Annotated in this window: 19 protein-coding genes; 7 read left to right on the top strand and 12 right to left on the bottom strand. The window is 73.7% G+C overall.

Annotated elements, in window-relative coordinates:
• Positions 1-8 precede the first annotated feature (8 nt).
• Positions 9-860 (top strand): transglutaminase family protein, encoded by an 852-nt coding sequence (locus tag AC069T_RS17740; protein WP_478783634.1) that lies wholly within the window; start codon positions 9-11, stop codon positions 858-860.
• 25 nt (positions 861-885) lie between these two features.
• Here AC069T_RS17740 and AC069T_RS17735 read toward each other — a convergent pair whose 3' ends face one another.
• The 4 genes from AC069T_RS17735 to AC069T_RS17720 form a co-directional block, all read right to left on the bottom strand.
• Positions 886-1500 carry a response regulator gene (locus tag AC069T_RS17735; protein ID WP_478783633.1) on the bottom strand — a complete coding sequence of 205 codons (615 nt, stop codon included), beginning with the start codon at positions 1498-1500 and terminating at the stop codon, positions 886-888.
• Between the two features lie 25 nt (positions 1501-1525).
• The gene (locus AC069T_RS17730; RefSeq protein WP_478783632.1) at positions 1526-2692 is read right to left on the bottom strand and encodes a sensor histidine kinase; all 1167 of its coding nucleotides are present in this window, start codon (positions 2690-2692) and stop codon (positions 1526-1528) included.
• Between the two features lie 19 nt (positions 2693-2711).
• A complete protein-coding gene (locus tag AC069T_RS17725) occupies positions 2712-4379 on the bottom strand; it encodes a substrate-binding domain-containing protein (RefSeq protein ID WP_478783631.1) in 1668 nt (555 codons plus the stop codon).
• Between the two features lie 155 nt (positions 4380-4534).
• A complete protein-coding gene (locus AC069T_RS17720; protein WP_478783630.1) occupies positions 4535-6592 on the bottom strand; it encodes a serine/threonine-protein kinase in 2058 nt (685 codons plus the stop codon).
• Between the two features lie 217 nt (positions 6593-6809).
• Between AC069T_RS17720 and AC069T_RS17715 the strand changes: the two genes are divergently transcribed.
• The 4 genes from AC069T_RS17715 to AC069T_RS17700 all read left to right on the top strand — a co-directional run bounded on the left by AC069T_RS17715 (position 6810) and on the right by AC069T_RS17700 (position 12234).
• Positions 6810-8165: an aminotransferase class III-fold pyridoxal phosphate-dependent enzyme gene (locus AC069T_RS17715; protein WP_478783629.1), complete on the top strand. Its 1356-nt coding sequence runs from the start codon at positions 6810-6812 to the stop codon at positions 8163-8165.
• A 145-nt stretch (positions 8166-8310) separates the two neighbouring features.
• The gene (locus AC069T_RS17710) at positions 8311-9003 is read left to right on the top strand and encodes a GntR family transcriptional regulator (protein ID WP_478783734.1); all 693 of its coding nucleotides are present in this window, start codon (positions 8311-8313) and stop codon (positions 9001-9003) included.
• Positions 9000-11483 (top strand): dolichyl-phosphate beta-glucosyltransferase, encoded by a 2484-nt coding sequence (locus AC069T_RS17705; protein WP_478783628.1) that lies wholly within the window; start codon positions 9000-9002, stop codon positions 11481-11483. The genes AC069T_RS17710 and AC069T_RS17705 overlap by 4 nt, the downstream gene beginning before the upstream one ends.
• 100 nt (positions 11484-11583) lie before the next feature.
• Positions 11584-12234 (top strand): hypothetical protein, encoded by a 651-nt coding sequence (locus tag AC069T_RS17700; RefSeq protein WP_358854807.1) that lies wholly within the window; start codon positions 11584-11586, stop codon positions 12232-12234.
• Positions 12235-12246: 12 nt separating this feature from the next.
• Here AC069T_RS17700 and AC069T_RS17695 read toward each other — a convergent pair whose 3' ends face one another.
• Both AC069T_RS17695 and AC069T_RS17690 read right to left on the bottom strand, forming a co-directional pair.
• Positions 12247-12537, bottom strand: coding sequence for a DUF3303 family protein (locus AC069T_RS17695; RefSeq protein ID WP_478783627.1), 291 nt, complete (start codon positions 12535-12537; stop codon positions 12247-12249).
• A gap of 125 nt (positions 12538-12662) precedes the next feature.
• Entirely contained in the window at positions 12663-13946 is a 1284-nt protein-coding gene (locus tag AC069T_RS17690) for an adenylosuccinate synthase (protein WP_358854805.1), read from the bottom strand.
• Between the two features lie 200 nt (positions 13947-14146).
• Between AC069T_RS17690 and AC069T_RS17685 the strand changes: the two genes are divergently transcribed.
• Positions 14147-14992, top strand: coding sequence for a diacylglycerol kinase family protein (locus AC069T_RS17685; protein ID WP_478783626.1), 846 nt, complete (start codon positions 14147-14149; stop codon positions 14990-14992).
• Between the two features lie 82 nt (positions 14993-15074).
• Here the strand turns inward: AC069T_RS17685 and AC069T_RS17680 are convergent, their stop codons facing one another.
• The 4 genes from AC069T_RS17680 to AC069T_RS17665 form a co-directional block, all read right to left on the bottom strand.
• Positions 15075-16277 carry a cytochrome P450 gene (locus AC069T_RS17680; protein ID WP_478783625.1) on the bottom strand — a complete coding sequence of 401 codons (1203 nt, stop codon included), beginning with the start codon at positions 16275-16277 and terminating at the stop codon, positions 15075-15077.
• Positions 16278-16353: 76 nt separating this feature from the next.
• Positions 16354-17061, bottom strand: a complete 708-nt coding sequence (locus AC069T_RS17675) for a response regulator (protein WP_478783624.1) — start codon at positions 17059-17061, stop codon at positions 16354-16356.
• Positions 17058-18389 (bottom strand): sensor histidine kinase, encoded by a 1332-nt coding sequence (locus tag AC069T_RS17670; protein ID WP_478783623.1) that lies wholly within the window; start codon positions 18387-18389, stop codon positions 17058-17060. The genes AC069T_RS17675 and AC069T_RS17670 overlap by 4 nt, the downstream gene beginning before the upstream one ends.
• A gap of 204 nt (positions 18390-18593) precedes the next feature.
• Positions 18594-19502, bottom strand: a complete 909-nt coding sequence (locus AC069T_RS17665; RefSeq protein WP_478783622.1) for an alpha/beta hydrolase family protein — start codon at positions 19500-19502, stop codon at positions 18594-18596.
• A gap of 222 nt (positions 19503-19724) precedes the next feature.
• On the opposite strand from AC069T_RS17665, the gene AC069T_RS17660 reads away from it, so the two are divergent.
• The gene (locus AC069T_RS17660; RefSeq protein ID WP_478783621.1) at positions 19725-20333 is read left to right on the top strand and encodes a TetR/AcrR family transcriptional regulator; all 609 of its coding nucleotides are present in this window, start codon (positions 19725-19727) and stop codon (positions 20331-20333) included.
• Positions 20334-20817: 484 nt separating this feature from the next.
• Here AC069T_RS17660 and kynU read toward each other — a convergent pair whose 3' ends face one another.
• Positions 20818-22002 (bottom strand): kynureninase, encoded by a 1185-nt coding sequence (gene kynU / locus AC069T_RS17655; protein ID WP_478783620.1) that lies wholly within the window; start codon positions 22000-22002, stop codon positions 20818-20820.
• On the bottom strand, positions 21995-22846 hold the full coding sequence (locus AC069T_RS17650; protein WP_478783619.1) for a tryptophan 2,3-dioxygenase family protein: 852 nt from the start codon (positions 22844-22846) through the stop codon (positions 21995-21997). Before AC069T_RS17650 ends, kynU begins: the two co-directional genes overlap by 8 nt.
• Positions 22847-23090: the final 244 nt, after the last annotated feature.

Here is a 23090-nt window from a genome sequence, read left to right as displayed (position 1 = left end):
AGGCTGCCATGCGTCCCCCTCACCCCCCGGAACCGGAACGTGCCGCCGAGGTGCGGCGGCGGTTCGCCGACGAGGCCCGGTCCGAGCGGCCCGATCTGGCGGTGCTGTGCCTGCTGGTGGGCGCCGCCGCCGACGGGACGCTGGACGAGGCCGGTATGGACGCGGCGCAGATCGAACTGGACCGGCTGGCCGGACAGCTCCCGTTCCGGCCGGGCGGTCCGCGGTCCTGGGCCACCGCGCTCGCCGGACTCCTCGGCGCCCGGTGCCGGTTCCACGGCACGCCGGGCGACTACCAGCGGCTGGAGTCGTCGCTGCTGCACGAGGTGCTGCGGCGACGGCGCGGGCTGCCCATCCTGCTGTCCGTGGTGTGGATGGAGGTGGCACGGCGGGCGGGGGCCCCGGTGTACGGGGTCGCGCTGCCCGGGCACTTCGTGGTGGGCTTCGGCCCGCCCGGGGACCAGGTGCTGGCCGACCCCTTCGACGGCGGCCGGGTGCTGTCGGGCCCGGACGCCGAGCTGCTCGTCACGGGGGCCACCGGCGCGCCGCTCGACCCGTCGATGCTCGCGCCCGCCGACCCGCTCGACGTCGTCCTGCGCGTCCTCAACAACATCCGCGCCTGGGCGGCCGCCCGCCCCGAGCGTTCCGACGTCGCCCTGTGGGCCGTCGAGCTGTCCCTGCTGCTGCCCTCGCACCCGGCCGCGCTGCGCCACGAGCGCGCCCAACTGCTGGTACAGCGCGGGGACTTCCTGGCGGGCGCCGCCGAACTGGACGCGTACGCGGACGTGGTGGCCGCCGTCGACGAACCGGCGGCCGACCGGATACGCCAACAGGCCCGCGCGGCACGGGCGATGCTCAACTGACACCGGGAGGAGCGAGCACCGGCGGCTACAGCCAGCCCTTCTCCCGTGCCGTCCTGACCGCCTCCGCGCGGTTGCGGACCGCCAGTTTCTGGATCGCCGTGGAGAGGTAGTTGCGGACCGTGCCCTGGGACAGGTGCAGGGCCGCGGCGAGTTCGGCGTTGGTGGAGCCGTCGGCCGCCGCGCGCAGCACCTCGCGCTCGCGTCCGGTCAGCGGATTGGCGCCCCCGGCGAGCGCGGCGGCCGCCAGGACGGGGTCGATGACGCGCTCCCCGGCGAGCACCTTCCGTATCGCCTGCGCGAGTTGGGCCGCCGGGGCGTCCTTCACCAGGAAGGCGTCGGCGCCGGCCTCCATCGCGCTGCGCAGATAGCCGGGCCGCCCGAAGGTGGTGAGGACGACCAGCTTGAGGGCCGGGAACTCCCGGTGGAGCAGGGCCGCCGCCTCGATGCCGGTCATGCCCGGCATCTCGATGTCGAGGAGAGCCACGTCCACGTCGTGCGCGCGGACCCCGGCCAGCACCTCGTCCCCGCGCGCGACCTGGGCCACGACCTCGATGTCGGGTTCGAGGCCGAGCAGGGCGGCCAGCGCCTCGCGGACCATCGACTGGTCCTCGGCGAGCAGGACCTTGATCGTACGGCTCATGCCCCGGATCCTACGGCGTCGTCCGTCAGCCCCCGCGGCCTTCGGCCGGCTCCGGTACGGCCGCCGACGGCACCCGGGCGACCAGCCGGAACCCGTGCCGGGACCGGCCCGCGTCCAGCGTGCCGCCCGCCTTCTCCAGCCGCTCCGCCAGCCCGGACAGGCCGTTCCCCGGGCCCTTGCCCGAGCCGCCCGAGCCGTCGTCCTCGACGGACAGTTCGAGGACCGGTCCGCCCAGGGTCTCGCGGCGGATCAGCTCCACCGTGCACCGCCGGGCCCCGCTGTGCCGTACGACGTTGGTGACCGCCTCGCGCAGCGCCCAGGCCAGCGCCGACTCGCTGTCCTCGGCGAGTTCGCCGGGGCCGGCCCCGGCGGGCAGGTCGGCGACGACATCCGCCGCGGTCAACGCGACCCGTGCTCCCGCCAGTTCGCCCGACAGCCGGGGCCGCCGGTAGCCGCTGACCGCCTCCCGTACGTCGACGAGTGCCTGGCGGCTGACGTTCTCTATGTCGGCGACCTGCTGGGCCGCCTTCTCGGGCTGGCCGGGCAGCATCCGGCCGGCCAGCTCGCTCTTCAGCGTGATGAGGGAGAGGGAGTGGCCGAGGAGGTCGTGCAGGTCGCGGGCGAGCCGCAGCCGTTCCTCGTTCGCGGCGAGCTGGGCGACGGTGGCGCGGGCCTCGCGCAACGCGATGGTGGTGCGCACGAGTTCGCGCACACCCGTCATGGCGAATCCGCCGAGGAACGCCGGGACGAGGAGACCCCCCAGGTACTCCCTGCCGTCGGGGACGGTGAGCGCGAGCGCCGCCATCAGCGCGGACACGGCCGGGATGCTCCAGCGCGCGGTCCGCAGCGGCAGCGCGGCGCCGGACGCGATCGACACGTACACGAACAGGACGAGCCACTGCCGGCCCAGCGTGAGGGAGAGGACGGCGGACTGAGCCGCGAGCACGGCCAGTGAGCCGAGGACCAGGCCGTCGGCCTCGCCGCGCCCGGTGCGCAGGACCAGAGCCCAGTACCAGGCCACGAAGACCGCGAGACCGAGCCAGCCGAGCACGGTGACGCCGGTGCTGTGCCCGCCGTGCAGCAGGTCGGTGACGGGCGCACTCAGATAGACGAGCCAGATGCCGGTCCACAGGGACTTGACCAGCTTCTGCCTGCGGTTGTCCGGGCGCTGCCCGGTGCCGACGCCGCTCATGCCCTCGGGGTGTCCTTCGTCATGGCAGCCATCGTGGCCGCGCGGGGGCCGCACCGGCAGTGCGCGATGTCCTCGGCCCGGGATGACAGATGTCATGGCCGACGCGGACGGGGGGGGGGGGGGGGGGGGGGGGCCCCCCCCCCCCCCCCCCCCCCCCCCCCTCGCCGCAGATTCGCAGCCCCACCGGGGTCCCGCAGGGCAGGTGGCCGTGGGTGCGGACGACGTCCTGGCCGGCGCCGCGGCTGACGTAGGCCAGGAAGCTGGAGGCGAGGGAGGCGGCGGGCGGGCGGCCGTAGGTGTAGGCGTACTCGATCTCGCGGTACGGGTAGTCGCCGGCGCCCTGCTCCAGCTCCTCGACGGACGGGTCGTGGCCGTCGAGGGCGAGGCGGTGCAGGCCGGCGAAGCCGGTGGCGAGGGTGAGCTCGCTGTAGCCGATCGCGCCGGGCAGCCGGGCGGCCGTGTTCAGCACCTGTTCGGTGGAGTCGAGTTCACAGCGCACCACCGGGGCCTCGGCGTCGTCCTTGTGGACGCAGTCCAGCGAGGAGTTGGCGATCTCGCCGCGCCCCAGCACCCGCCGCTGGAAGACCTGCCGGGTACCGGAGTTGGCGTCACGGCTGACCAGGACGACCGGACGGTCCGGGCCGCCGAGCTGCTTCCAGTTCCCGATCTCCCCGCGGTAGACACGGCGTACGTCGGTACGGGACAGGCTCTTCAGCGGGATGTCCTCGTGGACGACCAGCGTGAACACGGACACCGCGAGGCGGCTCTCCCGCAGTTGGGGAAGCCCGTCCGGCTTGCGCCCGTCGGAGAGGGCGACCACGGCCGGTGAGCCGCCGTCGGACGCGGCGCCGGCGGCCTGGAGTTCGCGCACTCCCGCGGTGCTGCCGTGTGCGTCGACCGTGATGAGCGACCCCGCGCAGTCCCTCTCGTACTTGTCGGCCAGCTCCCGCATGACGGGTGCGAAGGCGGTCGACCCGGTCACCGTCAGCGTGCCCCGCGCACAGCCGATCGGCGGCGGGGTGTCGTCCCGGACGACGACGATGGCGGCGAGCGTCACGACGCACACCGTGAGCAGGACGGTGATCAGCCGGGCCGCGCGGCTGAACAGCGGCGGCTGGTCGTCCGGGGTCGTACTGCGGTTGGGGCTCACCACGCCGTCCCGGAGCCCGCCGATGAGCCGGATGGGCCGCCCGACGTCACCGCCCGACAGCAGCACCAGCAGCTTGTAGTGCTCGCCCCGGTTGAGGGGGACGCGCGGGATGCGCAGGGTGCCGTCCTCGTAGCCGAGACCGGCGGCCGCGCTGAAGTGGTCCATCAGGTGCTCGGTGCCGGGCGGCTGCGTCACGGAGACGCCCCGGATCGTGCGGTCGGTGAACACCGCGGTGAGACCGTGCCGTTCGCGGCCCGTGTAGTCGTCGCCCGCGATGCTCTGGGAGCCGTCGTTCTCGATCCGCAGCAGGACGAGGGTCGCGTCGGCCATGCCCGGCACCTCGTCGAACAGCCCGAGCCGCACGTTCGCGATGCCCGACCGCACGTCGTCGCCGATGGGGTTGTCCATCTGGACCCGGTAGCCGACCCGTTTGCTCCGCGGCACCCGGCGCTCGTACCAGACCATCCCCGCCGACGCCACGATGCCGACCACCGCGGTCGCGATCGCCACCACGTTCTCCGCGCTCAGCCACTCCATCCGGCACTCCCCCGGGCCGCGCGGGCCCCGAGCCGCGCGGTGCCGTCACCGTACGGCCCATAGGGGGAACGGCCGGGATACGGCAGATGAAGTTCGCCGCCGGTTCGGGGCCCGCAAGCCCCGAACGGCTTTGCGGACAGCCGCCGTTCGGCCGCTCAGCCGCCCTTCGTGTACGTCAGCTCCTGGCCCGACTCCGTGATCACGCGGCGCAGGCGGCCGTCCGGCAGGAGGGTGACCTCCGAGCTGCCGCCCGGGGAGCACGAGGAGGCCGGTTCGCCGACGACCACCTCGGACGGGCCTATCTCCAGGGGCCCGTCGGCGGTCGGGGTCTTCGCCAGCTCGGCACGGAACACGCAGTGGTAGGTGCCGCCGCCGGCCGGGCCGTCGGCGGTGAGCGAGAGGACGGCGTCGCCCGCCCTGCCCTGCCGGATCACCAGACGCCGGGTGTTGTGGCCCGTCGCGTTGTCGATGCTGCCGGTCCAGGTGCCGAGGTACTTCTCCGGGATCCCGCCGTCCTTCGGCGCCTCGGAGGTGGGTGACCCGGACACGGAGGGGGACGGCTGCGACGGGTCAGGGCCGGGTGTCGTGGGCCCGCTGGTGACCGGCGTCGGCCCCTTGCCGTCGTCGTCGGTGCCGTCCTTCATCAGCGCGTACACGGAACCGCCCGCGCCGAGCGCGACCACCAGGGCGACCGCGACGAGCGCCGCGGTGGAACGGCCGCTCCGGCGCCCGGGCTCCGGCTGCGGCGGGACGGCGCCCTGGCCGTAGGGCGGGGTCGGGCCCGGTCCGTACGACGGGGCGGGGCCCGGCGCCGGACCGTATCCGGCGGGCGGCCCGGCGCCCCAGCCGTTCTGCGGATAGCCGTACGCCGGGGCCTGCGGGTGCTGCTGGGGGTGGCCGTAACCGGGCGGGGCGGCCGGCGGGGGCGCCAGGCCCGGCCCGGAGACCATCGTGGGGAGGTGGTTCACCGGGGCCGGGGTCCCGGGCGGGGGCGGGGTGGCGCCGCCGGGGGCCTCGGCGGCGGCGCCGTGCTCGGGCGGCGCCTGCGTCGCGGCGGGGGGCGCCTCCGGAGCCGGGGGCGCCTGCGGAGCGGGGCGCTCGACGAGGTCGGGGGAGTCCGGGGCCGGGGTGGCGCGGGGGTCCCCGGCCGGTGCGCCCGCGCCGGGGGCCGCGGGCGCACCGGCATCAGGGGCGCCCGGCGCGGCGGCACCAGCGGCAGCGGCACCCGCAGGAGCGGCGGCCGCTGGGGCGGCGGCCGGGACGCCCGGCCGGGACGCTCCGGCCGCCGGCTCGTCCGGGTTCTCCGTGTCGAGCAACTGCACGGCGTGCCGCCCGAGTTGGGCGACCAGCGAGCCCGGCAGCCACGGGTCGCGGGCCCGCCCGTCGACGACGGTGTCCTCCGCCCCCGTGCGCTCCAGGATCCGGTCGAGGGTGGGCCGCGCCGCCGGGTCCTTGCGCAGGCAGTCATGGACGAGTTCCGCCAGGGCCTCCGGCACGCCCGTCAGGTCGGGCTCCTCCTGCGCGATGCGGAACATCAGGGCGTGCACGCCGCTGTCGGAGCTGCCGAAGGGCTGGGCGCCGGTCGCCGCGTACGCGAGGACGGACCCGAGGCAGAAGATGTCGCACGCCGGGGTGATCCGGTCGCCGCGGACCTGCTCGGGCGCCATGAACCCGGGGGATCCGACGAGCGCGCCGGTCCGGGTGAGCCCGCCGTCGGTGACGGTCTCCAGGGCCCGGGCGATCCCGAAGTCGATGACACGCGGCCCGTCGATCGTGACGAGCACGTTGGACGGCTTGAGGTCCCGGTGGATCAGCCCGGCCGCGTGGATGTCCCGCAGGGCCGACGCGAGCCCGGCGGCGAGGATCCGCACCGACCGCTCGGGCAGGGGACCGTGGTCTTGTCCCACCACCGTCTGCAGGGAGGGGCCCGCGACGTACCCCGTGGCAACCCACGGAATGGCGGCCTCGGTGTCCGCGTCGAGCACCGGCGCCGTCCAGTACCCGCCGACGCGCCCCGCGGCCTGCACCTCCTGCCGGAAGCGGGCCCGGAACTCCTCCTGCTCGGCGAGTTCCCGGCGGACGAGCTTCACGGCGACCGTGCGGCCCCGGCCGGAGCGGGCCAGGTACACCTGCCCCATGCCGCCGGCCCCGAGCCGCGCGAGCAGCCGGTAGCCCCCGATCCTCTGCGGCTCCCCTGCCCCCAGCTTCTCCATCGTTGCGCCGCCTTCCCCCGTACGTGAGCAACAGCCCGAGGATAGTGCGCCGCCACGGGGCGGTGGGCGGGGCGGTCTCTACGGTTCCGTAACAGCGGCCGCCCCCGGTGCCGCCGGCCGGGCGGGCCCGTACGCCCGACAACCTGTCGCGGAAAGTCCCCGACCGCAGACAGGACGCCGATGTCGTGTCCGCACCGCGGACATCTACCCTCGCGGCATGACCCCTCAGCCCAACCCCCAGGCCGGCGCCGCCGTGAAGGCCGCGGACCGCGCGCACGTCTTCCACTCCTGGTCCGCGCAGGAGCTCATCGACCCGCTCGCCGTCGCCGGCGCGGAGGGGTCGTACTTCTGGGACTACGACGGCAAGCGGTATCTGGACTTCACCAGCGGGCTCGTCTTCACCAACATCGGCTACCAGCACCCCAAGGTCGTCGCCGCGATCCAGGAACAGGCCGCGACCCTGTCCACGTTCGCGCCCGCCTTCGCCGTCGAGGCCCGGTCGGAGGCCGCGCGGCTCATAGCCGAGCGGACCCCCGGCGACCTGGACAAGATCTTCTTCACCAACGGCGGGGCCGAGGCCGTCGAGAACGCGACGCGCATGGCCCGGCTGCACACCGGCCGCCCGAAGGTGCTGTCCGCCTACCGCTCGTACCACGGCGCCACCTCCACCGCGATCAACCTCACCGGTGACCCGCGCCGCTGGCCCAACGACAGCGGCGCCGCCGGAGTCGTCCACTTCTGGGCGCCCTTCCTCTACCGCTCCCCCTTCCACTCCGACAGCGAGCGGCAGGAGTGCGAGCGGGCACTCCAGCACCTGGAGGACACCATCGCCTTCGAGGGACCGGCAACCGTCGCGGCCGTCATCCTCGAGACCGTCCCGGGGACCGCGGGCATCATGACCCCGCCGCCCGGCTACCTCGCCGGAGTCCGCGAGATCTGCGACCGGTACGGCATCGTCCTCGTCCTCGACGAGGTCATGGCCGGGTTCGGGCGCACGGGCGCCTGGTTCGCCGCGGACCACTTCGGCGTGACGCCGGACCTGCTGACCTTCGCCAAGGGTGTGAACTCCGGCTACGTGCCGCTGGGCGGCGTCGCCATCTCGGGCGCGATCGCCGAGACCTTCGCCCGCCGCCCCTACCCCGGCGGCCTCACCTACTCCGGGCACCCGCTGGCCTGCGCCGCCGCCGTCGCCACCATCAACGTGATGGAGGAGGAGGACATCGTCGGGCAGGCCGCCAGGACCGGCGAGAACCTGATCGGTCCCGGCCTGCGCGAGCTCGCCGAGCGGCACCCGAGCATCGGCGAGGTCCGCGGCACCGGCGTGTTCTGGGCGCTGGAGCTCGTCCGGAACAGGGAGACCCGCGAGCCGCTGGTGCCGTACAACGCGGCCGGGGAGGCCAACGCGCCGATGGCGGCGTTCGGGGCGGCGGCGAAGGCCCGCGGACTGTGGCCCTTCATCAACATGAACCGGACCCACGTCGTGCCGCCGTGCAACATCAGCGAGGCGGAGCTGAAGGAGGGGCTCGCGGCCCTGGACGCGGCGCTGTCCGTGGCGGACGAGCACACCGTGTGACAACCCGCCCGCACCGCCCCGGGGAAGGACGAGGCTGTCCGGGCCGACTCTCCTGGGCCCGCGACCCCACCGCGTAAGGTGACGTGCTCGTAGATGCAGACGAGCGACGACCACGTACCCGTACGCGATGGGGGAGCCAGACACCATGCCCGGCACCGGCGGCGGCGCCGTAACCCGTAGCACCCTGCGGCAGCAGATCGCGGACGCCCTCCGCGACGAGGTGCTGGCCGGCCGGCTCCAGGCGGGGCAGGAGTTCACGGTGAAGGAGATCGCCGACCAGTACGGCGTCTCCGCGACCCCCGTCCGCGAGGCCCTCGTCGACCTGTCGGCGCAGGGCCTCCTGGACGCGGCCCAGCACCGCGGCTTCCGCGTCCACGCGTACACCCTGGACGACCACCGGGGCATGATCGAGGCCCGGAGCATGATCACGGACGGCATTTTCCGGAGCCTGGCCGACGGCTCCCCGGCCTCCACCGACCAGCCCCGCGCCCTCGCCGCGCTCGCCGGTGTGCGCCGCCGCGGCGAGGAGGCCGCGCGGGCGGCCGTGGCCGGCGACCTGAACGTCCTGATCGGCTACGACCTGCGCTTCTGGCGCGAACTGAGCGGATTGTTCGGCAACGCCTACCTCGCCGACTTCCTGCACCGCATGCGCGTCCAGTCCTGGGTCTGCACGGTGCAGCACCTGCGCCGGGTGACCGACCTCAAGGGGCACCTGTGGTCGGGACACACGGAACTCGTGGACGCGCTGGCGCGCCGCGAGCCCGAGCAGGCGCACGCGATCGTCACCGCGTACAACGCGCACTCCCTCGCCGTCGTCGAGCGGCTGGCCGCCGGATGAGCGCGCCGCAGTGCACGGACGTCGTGGAGGACAGGCCGGCCGTGGACGTGGACCTGACGGTCGTCGTCCCCGCCTACAACGAGGAACGGCGGCTCGGGCCGACGCTGGACGCGATCGTCACGCACCTGAGCGAGAACGAGGGCCGCTTCGGGCAGTGGGAGCTGATCGTCGCCGACGACGGCTCCACGGACGGGACCAAGGACGTCGCCGCCGAGGCCGGTGCCCGCGACCCCCGGGTCCGGTTCGTCACGAGCCCCCGCAACCGCGGCAAGGGCCACGCGCTGCGCCTCGGGGTCGCCGCGTCCCGCGGCCGGCGCGTGCTGGTCACCGACGCCGACCTGGCGGCGCCGATCGAGGAGCTGGAGCACCTCGACAAGGCGCTCGCCGACGGCCGGGCCGCGGCGATCGGCTCGCGGGCCACACCGGGCGCGTCGATAGAGGCGCACCAGCACCGGCTGCGGGAGCTGCTCGGCCGGGCCGGGAACCTCCTGATACGCAGGGTCGCGGTGCCCGGCATACGCGACACCCAGTGCGGCTTCAAGCTCTTCGACGGCGACCGCGCCCGCGAGGCGTTCGCCGCCTCCCGGCTCAACGGCTGGGGCATAGACGTCGAGATACTCCAGCACTTCCGCCGCTCCGGCTGGCCGGTGGCCGAGGTCCCGGTGCGCTGGGCGCACCAGTCCGGCTCGAAGGTACGGCCCCTCGACTACGGCCGGGTCCTCGCCGAACTCTCCCTCCTCAAACTCCGCTCCGCCCGTCCCGCGGACCTGCTGGCCGCCGCCCTCTTCCTCCTCATGTCGGTCGCCCTGTACTCCGGCCGCTGGGTGAACCCCGGCGACCGGTACCTCGTCGACTCGCTCCAGGACCAGAACCAGTGGGAGTGGTTCTTCGCCGTCACCGCCGACAGCGTCCGCCACCTGCACAACCCGCTCTTCACGACCTTCCAGGGCTTCCCGGACGGCGTGAACCTGATGGCCAACACGGTCATGCTGGGCCTGTCGGTGCCGTTCACGCCCGTCACCCTGCTCCTCGGCCCGGCGGTCGCCCTCAACCTGGTGATGACGCTCGGCCTGGCCGCCACGGCCGCCGCCTGGTACTGGCTGATCGTCAAGCGGGTCGTACGGCAGCGGGGCGCGGCCTTCCTGGGCGCCGCGCTCGCCGCATTCGCACCGCCGATGGTCAGCCACGCCAACGCGCACCCCAACTTCGTGATCCTGCTGATGATCCCGCTGATCATCGACCGGGCCCTGCGGCTGTGCGCGGGCACCCGGGTGGTCCGCGACGGAGTCGTCCTCGGGCTGATGGCGACCTACCAGATCTTCCTCGGCGAGGAACCGCTGCTGCTCGCGTCGATGGGCATGGCCCTGTTCGCGCTCGCCTACGCGGCCGTGCGCCGGGACGTCGCCAGGACGTCCTGGCGCCCACTGCTCAAGGGCCTGGGCGTGGGGGCGGCCGTCTGCCTGCCGCTGATCGCCTTCCCGCTGTACTGGCAGTTCGCCGGGCCGCAGAGCTACAAGAGCGTGCTGCACGGCGACAACGCGGGCAACAGCCCCCTCGCGCTGCTGTCCTTCGCCGAGCGCTCGCTGGTCGCCGGGAGCGCGGAGACCGCGGGCGCGCTGTCCCTGAACCCCACCGAGCAGAACGCCTTCTACGGCTGGCCGCTGGCCGCGCTCGCCTTCGCGGTCGTCGTACGGCTGTGGGACCGGGCGCTCGTCAAGGCGCTCGCCTTCACCGTGCTGGCGGCGGCCGCGCTGTCGCTGGGCCCGCGGTTCCGCATCCCGCTGACCGACGTGGTCCTGCCCGGGCCCTGGGCGGCGCTGGCCGGCAAGCCGCTCTTCGAGTCGGTCATCGAGGGACGGGTGGCGATGGTCTGCGCGCCCGCGCTGGGCATGCTGGTGGCGCTCGCGTTCGACCGGCTCGTGCGCACCCGCGCCCTCGCCACGCAGTACCTGGGGATGGTGGCCGTCGCCGCGGCGCTGCTCCCGCTCGTCCCGGCGCCGCTGAAGTCGGTGGACCGCGCGGACGTCCCCGCGTTCGTCGCGGACGGCACCTGGAAGTCGTACGTCGGCGAGGGCGAGTCCCTCGTACCGGTGCCGCTGCCCGACCCGGTCAACGCGGACGCGCTGCACTGGCAGACCACGGCGGATTTCGGCTTCCGGCTGCCCGGGGGCTACTTCAACGGGCCCTTCGGCGAGGAGCGCGTCGGCATCTACGGCGCCGCGCCCCGCTACACGTCCAACCTGCTGCGGGAGATCGCCAACTCGGGCGCCGTCCCGGAGATCGGTGAGAACTGGCGGGCGCAGGCGCGCTACGACCTCGCGTACTGGAAGGCGGGGGTGCTGGTGCTGGCGCCGCAGCCCCGCCAGGTCGCGCTGCGGGAGGCCGTGGACAAGCTGGTGGGGCACCCGGGCACGTTCGTGGACGGGGCCTGGGTGTGGGACCTGGACGGCTCCGGGGGCTTCAGCCGGCGAACGGAATGAGCCCAAGTCGCGCGCACCGGGAGTCACCCGGGTGCCGCGCGCATTACGCTTCCCTGACATCGTCGTACCGCTGTCGCGCAAAGAACAGAGGAGCTGTCTGTTGGCCTGTGACCTGTGGCTGGTCCCGCTCGTCGACGTGTTGTGCCACACCCCCGACAACCCCTTCGCCGAGGAGCTCGCGCTCTACGACAAGGTGCTCGGCGAGGCGAAGCTCCCGCCGGTTCCGGTCTACGCGTACATGCCCGGGCTGACCGGTGAGGTGGCCCCGGTCGCGGGCTTCGACTACGACGCGCTGCACTTCCTGCGGCGGGCGTACCTGCTGCAGATGTGCGGCCTCGCGGTGACCCCGGTGGACGAACTGGGCGGCGACTACGAGCAGCTCCTCGAGATGTTCGAGACGAACGCCCAGCAGTCCCACCTGGTGTGGCACTACGACCACGCGGGCGCGTACGTGCCGGTCGACTTCCCGCACCCGCTGTCCAGCGACGAACTCCTCGCCGGCGGCGGCCCGCTCGGTTCGTCCCACGGCCTGCTGCGGGAGCTGGAGTTCGTCGGGCCGTCCATCGGCATCGACCCCGGCAACCCGCCGCTCGCGCCGGAACCGCCGCACGCGCCGACGGAGTTGGAGGAGCCGGCCGCGCCCGCCCCCTACGACGCGAGCCCGTTCGCCCGGGAACGGCACGTGTGGCTCGGGCTGCACGCGGCGGCCACGCGCAGTCTCGCCCAGGGATCGATGATCATCTTCAGCTGAGGGCGGCCCGGTTCAGTGGAGCTGGGAGAGCCCCTTGTGGAGGTCGTCCGCGTTCATGACGGGGAAGATCTCCACCTTGGCGTTGAGCTGCGTGAAAAACGTTTCACTGACCTGCGGCAGCTGGGAGCTGTCCGTCATGTCGAAGACGAGGTAGCAGGTCCGGCAGCCGCCCTCGGGACCGAAGTACGCGGCCTCCGGCCTCAGGTGCTCCATCGTCTCCTGGAGCAGCTGCGGCATCTTGCCGCTCGTCAGGGCCTCGTTGGCCTTGTCCGTGTCCATCGTGGCTTTGAGCATGACGCGCATCGCACTCACCTTCTCCTGGCTGACGCACGCACTCCTACACCGTTCAGCGTATGCCCGGTCCGTACTGCGTGCCCCTGCGGAAAAGGGCGCCCCGAGGGGCGCCCTTCCCGTGGTCCTGAGACCGGTCAGACGAACGAGTTGATCTCGATCGTCTCGTCCCGGCCCGGGCCGACGCCGATCGCGGAGATTGGGGCGCCGGACATGTCCTCCAGCGCCTTCACGTACGCCTGGGCGTTCTTCGGCAGGTCCGCGAAGGTCTTGGCCTTCGTGATGTCCTCGGACCAGCCGGGCAGGGTCTCGTAGATCGGCTTCGCGTGGTGGAAGTCGGTCTGCGAGTACGGCAGTTCCTCGACCCGCCTGCCGTCGATCTCGTAGGCCACGCAGACCGGGATCTCCTCCCAGCCGGTCAGCACGTCCAGCTTGGTGAGGAAGAAGTCCGTCAGGCCGTTGACCCGGGTCGCGTACCGGGCGATGACCGCGTCGAACCAGCCGCAGCGCCGGTCACGGCCGGTGGTGACACCCCGCTCGCCGCCGATGCGGCGCAGCGCCTCGCCGTCCTCGTCGAAGAGCTCGGTGGGGAACGGCCCCGAGCCGACCCGGGTCGTGTACGCCTTCAGGATGCCGATGACCCGGCTGATCTTCGTGGGTCCGACGCCCGCGCCGGTGCAGGCACCGCCGGCGGTCGGGTTGCTGGACGTCACGAAGGGGTACGTGCCGTGGTCGATGTCCAGGAGCGTGCCCTGGCCGCCCTCGAAGAGCACGACCTTGTCCTGCTCCAGGGCCTGGTTCAGGACCAGGACGGTGTCCGCGACGTACGGCTTGAGCCGGTCCGCGTAGCCGAGCAGCTCCTCGACGACCTGGCCGGCCTCGATGGCGCGGCGGTTGTAGAGCTTGGTGAGCAGCTGGTTCTTGACCTCGAGGGCCGCTTCGACCTTCTGCGTCAGGATCGACTCGTCGTACAGGTCCTGGATGCGGATGCCGACGCGGTTGATCTTGTCCGCGTAGGTCGGGCCGATCCCTCGACCGGTGGTGCCGATCTTGCGCTTGCCGAGGAAGCGCTCGGTCACCTTGTCCACGGTGACGTTGTACGGCGTGATGATGTGAGCGTTGCCGCTGATCAGGAGCCTGGAGGTGTCGACACCGCGCTCGTTGAGTCCGTTCAGCTCGGAGAACAGGACCGAGGGGTCGACGACGACTCCGTTGCCGATCACCGGCGTGCACTCAGGCGTGAGGATTCCGGAAGGGAGGAGGTGGAGGGCGTACTTCTGATCGCCCACGACTACCGTATGGCCGGCGTTGTTGCCGCCCTGATAGCGCACCACGTAGTCCACGGATCCACCGAGCAGGTCGGTGGCCTTTCCCTTGCCTTCGTCACCCCACTGAGCACCGAGCAGCACAAGTGCGGGCACAGGCGTACACCCCTTCCGGGCGGGGCATGTCCAAGGTCGGGACGTACGCTGCTGTCTTTGCAGTACGGCTGCGTACGCCGGCGACCACCTTTGGCCGCGACCGTCGGACCGGATGCCCCGGAATAGACGAAGCCCCTGGCGCAATAGCGCAAGGGGCTCTTGCACAAAGATGCTACCCGAGGAAGCGAGGCAGGACCGAGGTGGCGGCTTCCGACCAGCTCCTTGTGGTCATCGACCCGGTCGCCCGTCGCACCGACGGGGAGTCGGTACGGATCGCGAAAGACGTGCTCAGCGCCGGTGCGGCCACGAAAGTGTGCCTCCCGGACGGGCCCGAGGAATTCGCCCGGGCGCTGGCCCGGAGGGGGTCCCGGCGGCCGGTCGTCATAGGCGACGACCGCGCTCTGCTGCGTGCCGTGTCCCATCTGCACCGGCAGCGGGAGCTCGCGGCGTGCCCGCTGTCGCTGGTGCCGGTGGGCGGGGTGCTCTCGCTCGCGCGTGCCCTCGGGGTGCCCACGGGCGCCGTGGCGGCGGCCCGGGCCGTGCTCGACGGCACCGTACGCCGTCTCGACCTGCTGGTGGACGACAGCGACGGAGTGGTGATCGGCGGGCTGCGGATCCCCTCCCTGCCGTTCGCCGTCGGCTCGGCCGCCGGAGACTCCTCCCCAGCCGACTCCTCGGCCCGGCCGTGGCTGCGGACCTGCCAGTCCCTCGTCCGGACGCTGGCGACGCGGCCCTCGCGGGTGGCGTCGCCGGCGGGGCACGGTCCCACCCGGCTGCGGATCGAGGTGGACGGCGAGACGCTCGTCGATCTCCACCAGCCGGTGGAGGCGGTGTCGGTGACGCCCTGTGCCGGCGGGAGCGCGGAGGTGGAGGTGCGGCGGCTGTCGGTGGGCGCGGAGGCCTCGCCGCTGCGGGCGGTCGGGCGGCGCGTGACGGTGTCAGGGGCGGACTTCCGCTACCGCGCGGACGCGGTCATCACGGGCCCGGTGCGGACCCGGACGTGGACCGTCCGCGAGAACGCGTGGGGCCTGACGCTCCCGGGGTGAGCGGGGGCCCCGGGGGCTCCGCCCCTGGACCCCGTGCGGCCTGCCCGGCCCCGTCAGCCGTCCGGCGGGACGGCCGGCGTCCTCAGACCTCCACGGGCAGGCCGGCCAGGCCCCGGATCACGAAGTTCGGCTTGCGCTCCGGTTCGGACACCGGGCGCAGGGTGGGCGCCTGGACCAGCAGCGCGTCCAGGGAGGCGCCCAGCTCCAGCCGGGCCAGCGGCGCTCCGATGCAGTAGTGGATGCCCGCGCTGAAGGAGATGTGGGGGTTGTCCCGGCGCGCGAGGTCCAGCTTCCCGGGGTCGGCGAAGACGGCCGGGTCGTGGTTGGCCGAACCGAAGAGCATCGCGATCTCCGAGCCGCGCGGGATCGTCGTGCCGTCGATCTCGATGTCGTCCAGCACCCAGCGCTCGAAGAGCTGGAGCGGGGTGTCGTAGCGCATCAGCTCCTCGACCGCCGTGGGGACGAGCGAGCGGTCGGCGCGCAGGGCCGCCAGCTGGTCCGGGTGGCGGAACAGCGACCACCAGCCGTTCACCGTGGCGTTGACCGTCGCCTCGTGGCCCGCGTTCAGCAGCAGGACGCAGGTGGAGATCATCTCCTGCTCGGTCAGCCGGTCGCCCTCGTCGTGCGCCGCGATCAGCCCGGAGACCAGGTCGTCGCCCGGCTCCTTGCGGCGGACCTCGATCAGCTCCCGCAGGTACTCGGTGAACCCGACCGACGCACGGACCGCCTTCTCGGCCGTCTCCCGCGACGGCTTCAGCTCGTACATCCCGCAGATGTCCGCCGACCACGGCCGCAGCGGCGCCCGGTCCGACTCCGGGATGCCCAGCATCTCGGCGATCACCGCCACCGGCAGCGGCTCGGCGACGTCGGTCAGCAGATCACCGCCGCCCGCGTCCACCAGGTCGGCCACCAGCCCGGACGCCAGCCGGTGCACGTAGGGCCGCAGCTCCTCCACCGTGCGCGGCGTGAACGCCTTGGACACCAGACGCCGGATCCGGGTGTGGTCCGGCGGCTCCAGGTCGAGCATCCCGTGGTCGTTCAGCACGTGGAACGGCTCGTGCTCCGGCGGCGGCGCCGTGCGCCCGAAGTCCTCGTGCGTGAACCGGTGCCGGTACGTACGCCCGAGGCGCCGGTCCCGCAGCAGCGCCGAGACGTCCGCGTGGTGCGGCACCAGCCACTGGCCGGTCGGCTCGTAGAAGTGCACGCGGCCCTGGGCACGCAGCTCGGCATACGCGGGGTAGGGGTCGGCGAGAAATGCCGGGTCCCAGGGGTCGAAGGCAGTCATGTCCGGACGCTAGCCCGCCGCACCCCCGGCTGACCAGGGGTGCCGGCCGGGGACGCCGTCGCGGGCGTCTGCGGTCTCACCCCGGGCGCACCAGCCGCGCCTCGTACGCGAACACCGCCGCCTGGGTGCGGTCGCGCAGGCCCAGCTTGACGAGGATGCGGCTGACGTGGGTCTTGATGGTGGACTCGGCGACGACGAGACGGTTCGCGATCTCGGCGTTCGACAGGCCCTGCGCGATCAGCACCAGGACCTCCGTCTCGCGCTCGGTCAGCTCCCCGTACGCCGCCTGCGCTCCGGCCGGGAACCGGGGCGTCTCCGCGAGCTTGGAGAACTCCGTGATCAGCCGCCTGGTCACCGACGGGGCGAGCAGCGCCTCACCGGACGCCACCACGCGTACGCCTTCGGCCAGCTGGCGTGCCGAGGCGTCCTTGAGGAGGAAGCCGGAGGCGCCCGCCCGCAGCGCCTGGTACACGTACTCGTCCAGGTCGAAGGTGGTCAGCACCAGCACCTTCGCGGTGGTGTCGGCGGCGACGATCTCGCGGGTCGCCTCGATGCCGTTCAGCTCGGGCATGCGGATGTCCATCAGGACGACGTCCGGCGCCAGCTCACGGACCCGCCGGACGGCTTCCCGCCCGTTGACCGCCTCGCCGACCACCTCGATGTCCGGCATCGCGCCGAGCAGCACGGAGAAGCCCTCGCGGACCATCACCTGGTCGTCGGCGATCAGTACCCGGATGGTGCCGGGGGCACCGGGGCCGCCGGTGCCGTCGGCCGCGCTCGTCATGCCGTCTCCTCGGTGAGTGCCACGGGAAGGAAGACCGACACCTCGTACCCGCCGTCGTCCGTGCCGCCCGCGGTCATCTCGCCGTTCAGCATCGTGACGCGCTCGCGCATGCCGGTGATGCCGTGTCCGGCGCCGTGCGGGGACTTCCGGAGCGTCGGGTGGGGCGCCGGGCCGTTGACTATGCGCAGGCCGAGCCCGCCGAGGACGTAGCCGATCTCGACGCGGGCCGTCGCCCCGGGCGCGTGCCGCAGCGTGTTGCTGAGTGCTTCCTGCACGATCCGGTACGCCGACAGCTCGACCCCCTGCGGCAGCTCGCGCACCGCGCCGGTGACCGCCTTGCCGACGGGCAGGCCGGCTTCCCGCACGTTGTCGAGAAGCGCGTCGAGGTCGAAGAGCGTGGGCTGCGGGGCGTCGGGGGCCTCGTAGTCCTCGGCCCGGACGACGCCGAGGACGCGGCGCAGCTCGGTCAGCGCCGCGACCGCGTTCTCCCGGATCGTGGCGAAGGCCTTCTCCAGCTCGGGCGGCGGGTTCTCCACGCGGTAGGGGGCGGCCTCGGCCTGGATGGCGACCACCGACATGTGGTGGGCGACCACGTCGTGCAGCTCGCGGGCGATGTTCGTCCGCTCCTCCAGAAGCGTGCGCCGGGACCGCTCGTGGGCGGTGACCGTCTGCTGGGCGGTCACCTCCTGCTCGGCCTGGCGGCGGACCTGGCGCACGGTGACGACCAGCAGCGCCAGCGCGGAGACGAACAGGAACGGCACGCTGTTGCTCGCGTAGTGGCCGCCGCCCAGGAGCGCCTCGGCGAGGAAGGCGTAGGCCGCGGTCAGCGCCCACATCCACGCCCCGGTGCGCGGACGGGTCCGGGCGGCGACGACCGTCAGGACGACCAGGTGGGCGGCGAAGGACGCGGGCGCCCAGGGCCAGTCGGTCCACTCGTCGCTGAACGCGGCGACGAGCGCGGTGGCCGCCAGGGACAGCCAGAAGGCGGCGACCGGCCTGACCAGGGTCAGCAGGACGGGGCCGACCGAGAGGATCACGATCAGCAGATTGGGGATGCTCGCGCCGATGTCACCGGACGCCACGGCGATGAGCAGCACCAGCAGGGCCGCCGCCCCGACCGTCGCGTGCGGGGTCCACGCCGCGTACCGCCGGACCCGCCCGGGGAGCCGGCGGTTTGTGCGCAGGGGCGCCAGGGGGCGGTAGGCGAAGGCGTCGTGGAACAGGTCCTGGCGCAGCCTCCGCAGGGCGTCCATGGCCAGCCGGAACTCGGGGCTGCGCGGCTCGGCGCCGGGCAGCGGCATCGTCTTCGTCTGGGTCGTCTCGGTCACATACGGAACGGTAGGCGGGACACGGGCCCGCGGTCGTCCCCAGTGAGGTGGGTCCTCGGGGATCCGTCTCAGGTACTACGGGCGGTGCCGGCTCCCCGGCGCCGCGGGAACGGCCGGCTCAGCGCCCCGGGAACGGCCAGGTCACCGGCGGCGCGGGAACGGCCCGGTCACCCGCGCCCGGGGCAGCCCGGCGCGTCCGCGTGCTCACCACGCCAGCTGGGCGATCTCCTCGGCCACCACGGCGCACGCGTCCGCCGCGGGGTCGATGAGCGGGAAGTGGCCGACGCCCTCCAGGAGGGTCAGGCCGACGACCTCGCCCGCCTTCGCCGCCGCGTCCGCGTACGACTCGGCGACGGCCTGCGGCACCACGATGTCGTCGCGGCCCTGGACGAGGGTGGTGGCGATGCCGGTCGGCAGGAGGAGCGCCGGGTCGGCGTACGGCCGGCGTTCCTCGAACCTGTCCGCGCCGCCGAGGAGTTGGGTGGCCGCGCCGGAGCAGACGTCCAGCTTCCCGGCGAGGCCGAAGTCGGCGAGGGGGGCGAGCGCGACGACGCCGCGCAGCGGGGCCGGCCGCTCGGTGTACCAGGGGGCGTCGGCGGGGAGCAGGTGCCGGGCGGCGGCCCACAGGGCCAGGTGGCCGCCCGCGGAGTGACCGACGGCGACGGTCCGGCGCAGGTCGGCCAGGGGCAGTGCCTCCCGGGCGAGGCGCGGCAGGGCGTCGAGCGCCGCCGCGACGTCGTCGAAGGTGTCCGGCCAGCGGCCCGCGACCGGGGCCGTGCCGCCCTGCGCGGGGACGGCACCGCCCCGCCGGTACTCGACGTTGGCGACGGCGAAGCCCCGGCGGGCCAGGAAGCCGGCGAACGGGGTGACGTGCCGGCGGTCGTGCGGGGCACGCCAGGCGCCGCCGTGCAGGACGACGACGAGGGGAGCGGGGGTGCTCGTCGCGGGGCCGCGCGGGGCGTAGAAGTCGATGACCTGGTCGGGGTGGTCGCCGTAGGCCGCGGTGGAGTCGGGTTCGACGGCCGGATGCGAGAGGGCGGACGCCTCTTCGGCGGCGTCGCGGGCGATGTCGGCACGGCCTTCATCATCGCGGGGGACGGCGTCGTCCGGCATGCTCCAACCTCTCAGCGGCGAAACGGAATTGGACGGGAGGACGGTGGGCCGCCGGAAGCGGCCGGCCGTTGGCGGGGACGGTATCAGGCCGGTGACGTGCGCGGACAGGTGGATGTCACGCTGGGTGAGGGTTAAACGGTCCTCCCGTTTCGTTACGCTGAGCGGGCGCGCATCTCGGCGCACCCGGCCGGGTCCACGGCACCGCACCCTTCAGGAGGCCCCATGTCCGCCGAGCCCGGCACCGTACGCCCCGGGGGCCGCACCGCACGGGTCCGCGCCGCCGTCCTGCGGGCGGCCGGGGACGTCCTCGCCGAGCAGGGGTTCGCCCACCTCGACCTGGCGGACGTGGCCCGCCGCGCGGAGGTGGGCAAGACGACGGTGTACCGACGCTGGGGCAACGTGACCGGGCTGGTCGCGGACCTGCTCGCCGACATGGCCGAGCAGTCGCTGCCCCGCGCGGACACCGGGTCCGTGCTGGAGGACCTGCGGGCCAACGCCGTACTGGTGCAGCGGACGCTGGCCGATCCCCGGCAGGGCGCGCTGTTCCGCGCGGTCATCGCGGCGGCCACCTGTGACGCGCGTACGGCGCAGGCGCTGGCGCGCTTCTACGAGGTGCGGGTGGCGGAGTGGGTGCCGTGCGTCGAACGGGCGGTGGCGCGGGGGGAGTTGCCGCCGGACACCGATGCGGCGCAGGTCGTACGAGCGGTGTCCGCGCCCCTGTACTACGCCCTGCTCACCACGGGGGCGGCCCCCGGTCCGGCGGCCGCGGACCGCGCGGCGCGGGCGGCGGTGGCCGCGGCGACGGCAGGGGTGTACGCGACGCAGCCCTGACCCGACGCCGGAGGCGTACGCGCCCTGCCCCGACGACCGGGGTGCACGCAGCCTTCCCCGGCCGGGGAGGTGCAGCAGCCCTGACCGGCCGGGACGGGTACGCGGCCTGACCCGGCCAGGGGATCCACGCGCACGCAGCCTGACCCGGTCCGGGGATCCGAGTGCGCGCAGCCTGCCCCGCCAGGGGATCCGGGCGCACGCCCGACCGGCCGGGCAATACGGGCGCACACAGCCTGACCGGCCGGGCGATACGGGCGCACGCAGCTGACCCGCTAGGGGATCCGGGTGTACGCGGCTTGACCCGGCCCGGGGATCCACGCACACGCGGCCCGACCCGGCCCGGGGATCCACGCACACGCGGCCCGACCCGGCCCGGGGATCCACGCACACGCGGCCCGACCCGGCCCGGGGATCCGGGTGCACGCCCGACCGGGCGGGGGCGTGAGGCCCCCGCCCTCGCCGCCACCGGCGCTCACGGCGCCCGTTACTCCAGCACGTCCGCCAGGACCCGGGCCGCCCGCTCGACGTCCGCGAACCCGACGTACAGCGGGGTGAACCCGAAGCGGAGGACGTCCGGGTGCCGGAAGTCGCCGACGACCCCCCGCTCGATCAGCCGCTTCATGACCTCACCGGCGTCCGCGCAGCGCAGCGCCACCTGGCTGCCCCGCTCCGCGTGCGCGGCCGGGGTCAGCGACTCGACGCGCCCCTCGGGCACGTACGCCGCGACGCACTCGAGGAAGAAGTCCGTGAGCGCGAGGGACTTGGCGCGCACCGCGTCGACACGGACGCCGTCCCACACCTCCAGAGCGGCCTCCAGGGCGAGCATGGAGAGGATGTCCGGGGTGCCGACCCGGCCGCGCAGGGCACCGGGGGCGGGCTCGAACTCGGGCCGCATGCCGAAGGGCTGGGCGTGCGAGGTCCAGCCGGGAAGCGGCGAGTCGAAGCGGTCCTGCAACTCCGCGCGCACATAGAGGTACGCGGGCGAACCCGGACCGCCGTTCAGGTACTTGTACGTGCAGCCGACCGCGAGGTCGACCCCGTGCGCGTCGAGCCCGACCGGCAGGGCTCCGGCGCTGTGGCACAGGTCCCAGACCGCGAGGGCCCCCGACCCGTGCACGGCGGCCGTCAGCGCGGGCAGGTCGTGCAGCCGGCCCGTCCGGTAGTCGACGTGGTTGAGGAGCACCGCCGCCGTGCGGGGACCGAGTGCCCCGGGCACCTCGGCGGGGACCACCGGACGCAGGGTGCACCCGGTCATCCGGGCCGCCGACTCGGCGATGTACCCGTCCGAGGGGAACGTCGTGGCGTCGACCAGGATCTCGTCGCGTCCGTCCCCGGCGAGACGCACGGCGCCGACGACCGCCTTGAAGACGTTGACGCTGGTCGAGTCGCCGACGACGATCTGCCCGGGGGCGGCACCGACCAGCGGGGCGATGCGGTCGCCGATCCGCTCGGGCGCGGTCCACCAGCCGCTCTCCTCCCAGGACCTGATGCGCAGTTCGCCCCACTGCCTGCGGACGACGTCGTCCAGCCGGCCGGGGACCGTCGCGGGCAGCGCGCCCAGCGAGTTGCCGTCCAGGTAGACGGTGTCGTCGAGGACGAAACGGTCACGCAGAGCGGCGAGTTCGTCGGCCGCGTCCAGTTCCTTCGCCCTGCCGCGCGGCTCAGACATGGGACCTCGCCGTCCACAGCTCCGGGAAGACGTTCTTCTGCGCCCGCTTCTCCAGCCAGGCCACCCCGGCGGAGCCGCCGGTGCCGGTCTTGGCGCCCATGGCGCGGCGGGTGGCGACGAGGTGGTCGTTGCGCCAGCGCCACACCAGCTCCGCGACGTCCGTCAACGCCTCGCCGAGGCGGGCGAGTTCAGCGCTCTCGTCGCCGGCGTAGAGCTCGGTCCACACGGCCTCGACCTCGGGCGAGGGCTCGTACTTCCGCGCGACGTCGCGCTCCAGCACGGCGGCCGGGACCGCGTGCCCGCGCCGGGCGAGCAGCCGCAGCACCTCGTCGTACAGGCTCGGCTCGTGCAGCGCCTTCTCCAGCTCGGCGTGGACGCGCGGCGCGCCGCGGTGCGGGACGAGCATGGACGCGGCCTTGTCGCCGAGCAGGAACTCCATGCGGCGGTACATCGCGGACTGGAAGCCGGACCCCTCGCCGAGGGCGCTGCGGTACGAGTTGAACTGGGCCGGCGTGAGCTGTCCGAGCGGCTTCCAGGAGGCGTTCAGCGCCTCCAGCTGACGTACGGAACGCTTCAGCGCGGCGACGGCGGTCGGCACGTCGTCCCGGCGCAGCGCACCGGCCGCGGTCTCCCACTCGTGGACGATCACCGTGAACCACAGCTCCATGACCTGGGTGGTCACCAGGAAGACCATCTCGCCGGGGTCGTCGGAGAGGGTGTGCTGGAGGTGGGTCAGGACATCCGCCTGTACGTAGTCCTCGTACGGCGTGGTGCCCTGGAAGTCGAGATGCGGGGTCTCGGGCTCCTGAGCCTCGTGGGGCCTGGTCTGAGCCTGTTGGGACATCGCTGTCTCCTGTTGCGTACTCCGGGTAGCGGTCCGCCCCTGCCGTTACCGGCACGGGGGCCCCGGTCCCCACCGGCATCCTCCGCAATCGTCCCCCGAAACCGCAAGGCCCGCCTGATCACACCAGGCGGGCCCGTCGTCGCCCGACCACTAGGGCCTGTCGTTTGGATCACGCCGGCGTCGCGGGGTCCGGCACGCACATCTGCGGCGTTGTCGTCGGTCGCCGACGCTCCGCGTCGACTCC

The organism is Streptomyces sp. NPDC043867 (assembly GCF_056435845.1).
Note: the sequence above shows the minus strand (reverse complement) of the source record. Positions and strands in the feature narration are given on the sequence as shown.

Excerpts from the sequence above, each read along its gene's own strand:
- AC069T_RS17650 (WP_478783619.1), bottom strand. The coding sequence starts at position 22,846 with ATGTCCCAACAGGCTCAGACCAGGCCCCACGAGGCTCAGGAGCCCGAG.
- AC069T_RS17720 (WP_478783630.1), bottom strand. The coding sequence starts at position 6,592 with ATGGAGAAGCTGGGGGCAGGGGAGCCGCAGAGGATCGGGGGCTACCGG.
- kynU (WP_478783620.1), bottom strand. The coding sequence starts at position 22,002 with ATGTCTGAGCCGCGCGGCAGGGCGAAGGAACTGGACGCGGCCGACGAA.
- AC069T_RS17680 (WP_478783625.1), bottom strand. The coding sequence starts at position 16,277 with ATGACTGCCTTCGACCCCTGGGACCCGGCATTTCTCGCCGACCCCTAC.
- AC069T_RS17740 (WP_478783634.1), top strand. The coding sequence starts at position 9 with ATGCGTCCCCCTCACCCCCCGGAACCGGAACGTGCCGCCGAGGTGCGG.
- AC069T_RS17695 (WP_478783627.1), bottom strand. The coding sequence starts at position 12,537 with ATGCGCGTCATGCTCAAAGCCACGATGGACACGGACAAGGCCAACGAG.
- AC069T_RS17715 (WP_478783629.1), top strand. The coding sequence starts at position 6,810 with ATGACCCCTCAGCCCAACCCCCAGGCCGGCGCCGCCGTGAAGGCCGCG.
- AC069T_RS17660 (WP_478783621.1), top strand. The coding sequence starts at position 19,725 with ATGTCCGCCGAGCCCGGCACCGTACGCCCCGGGGGCCGCACCGCACGG.
- AC069T_RS17735 (WP_478783633.1), bottom strand. The coding sequence starts at position 1,500 with ATGAGCCGTACGATCAAGGTCCTGCTCGCCGAGGACCAGTCGATGGTC.
- AC069T_RS17730 (WP_478783632.1), bottom strand. The coding sequence starts at position 2,692 with ATGAGCGGCGTCGGCACCGGGCAGCGCCCGGACAACCGCAGGCAGAAG.
- AC069T_RS17725 (WP_478783631.1), bottom strand. The coding sequence starts at position 4,379 with ATGGAGTGGCTGAGCGCGGAGAACGTGGTGGCGATCGCGACCGCGGTG.
- AC069T_RS17710 (WP_478783734.1), top strand. The coding sequence starts at position 8,311 with ATGCCCGGCACCGGCGGCGGCGCCGTAACCCGTAGCACCCTGCGGCAG.
- AC069T_RS17675 (WP_478783624.1), bottom strand. The coding sequence starts at position 17,061 with ATGACGAGCGCGGCCGACGGCACCGGCGGCCCCGGTGCCCCCGGCACC.
- AC069T_RS17665 (WP_478783622.1), bottom strand. The coding sequence starts at position 19,502 with ATGCCGGACGACGCCGTCCCCCGCGATGATGAAGGCCGTGCCGACATC.
- AC069T_RS17705 (WP_478783628.1), top strand. The coding sequence starts at position 9,000 with ATGAGCGCGCCGCAGTGCACGGACGTCGTGGAGGACAGGCCGGCCGTG.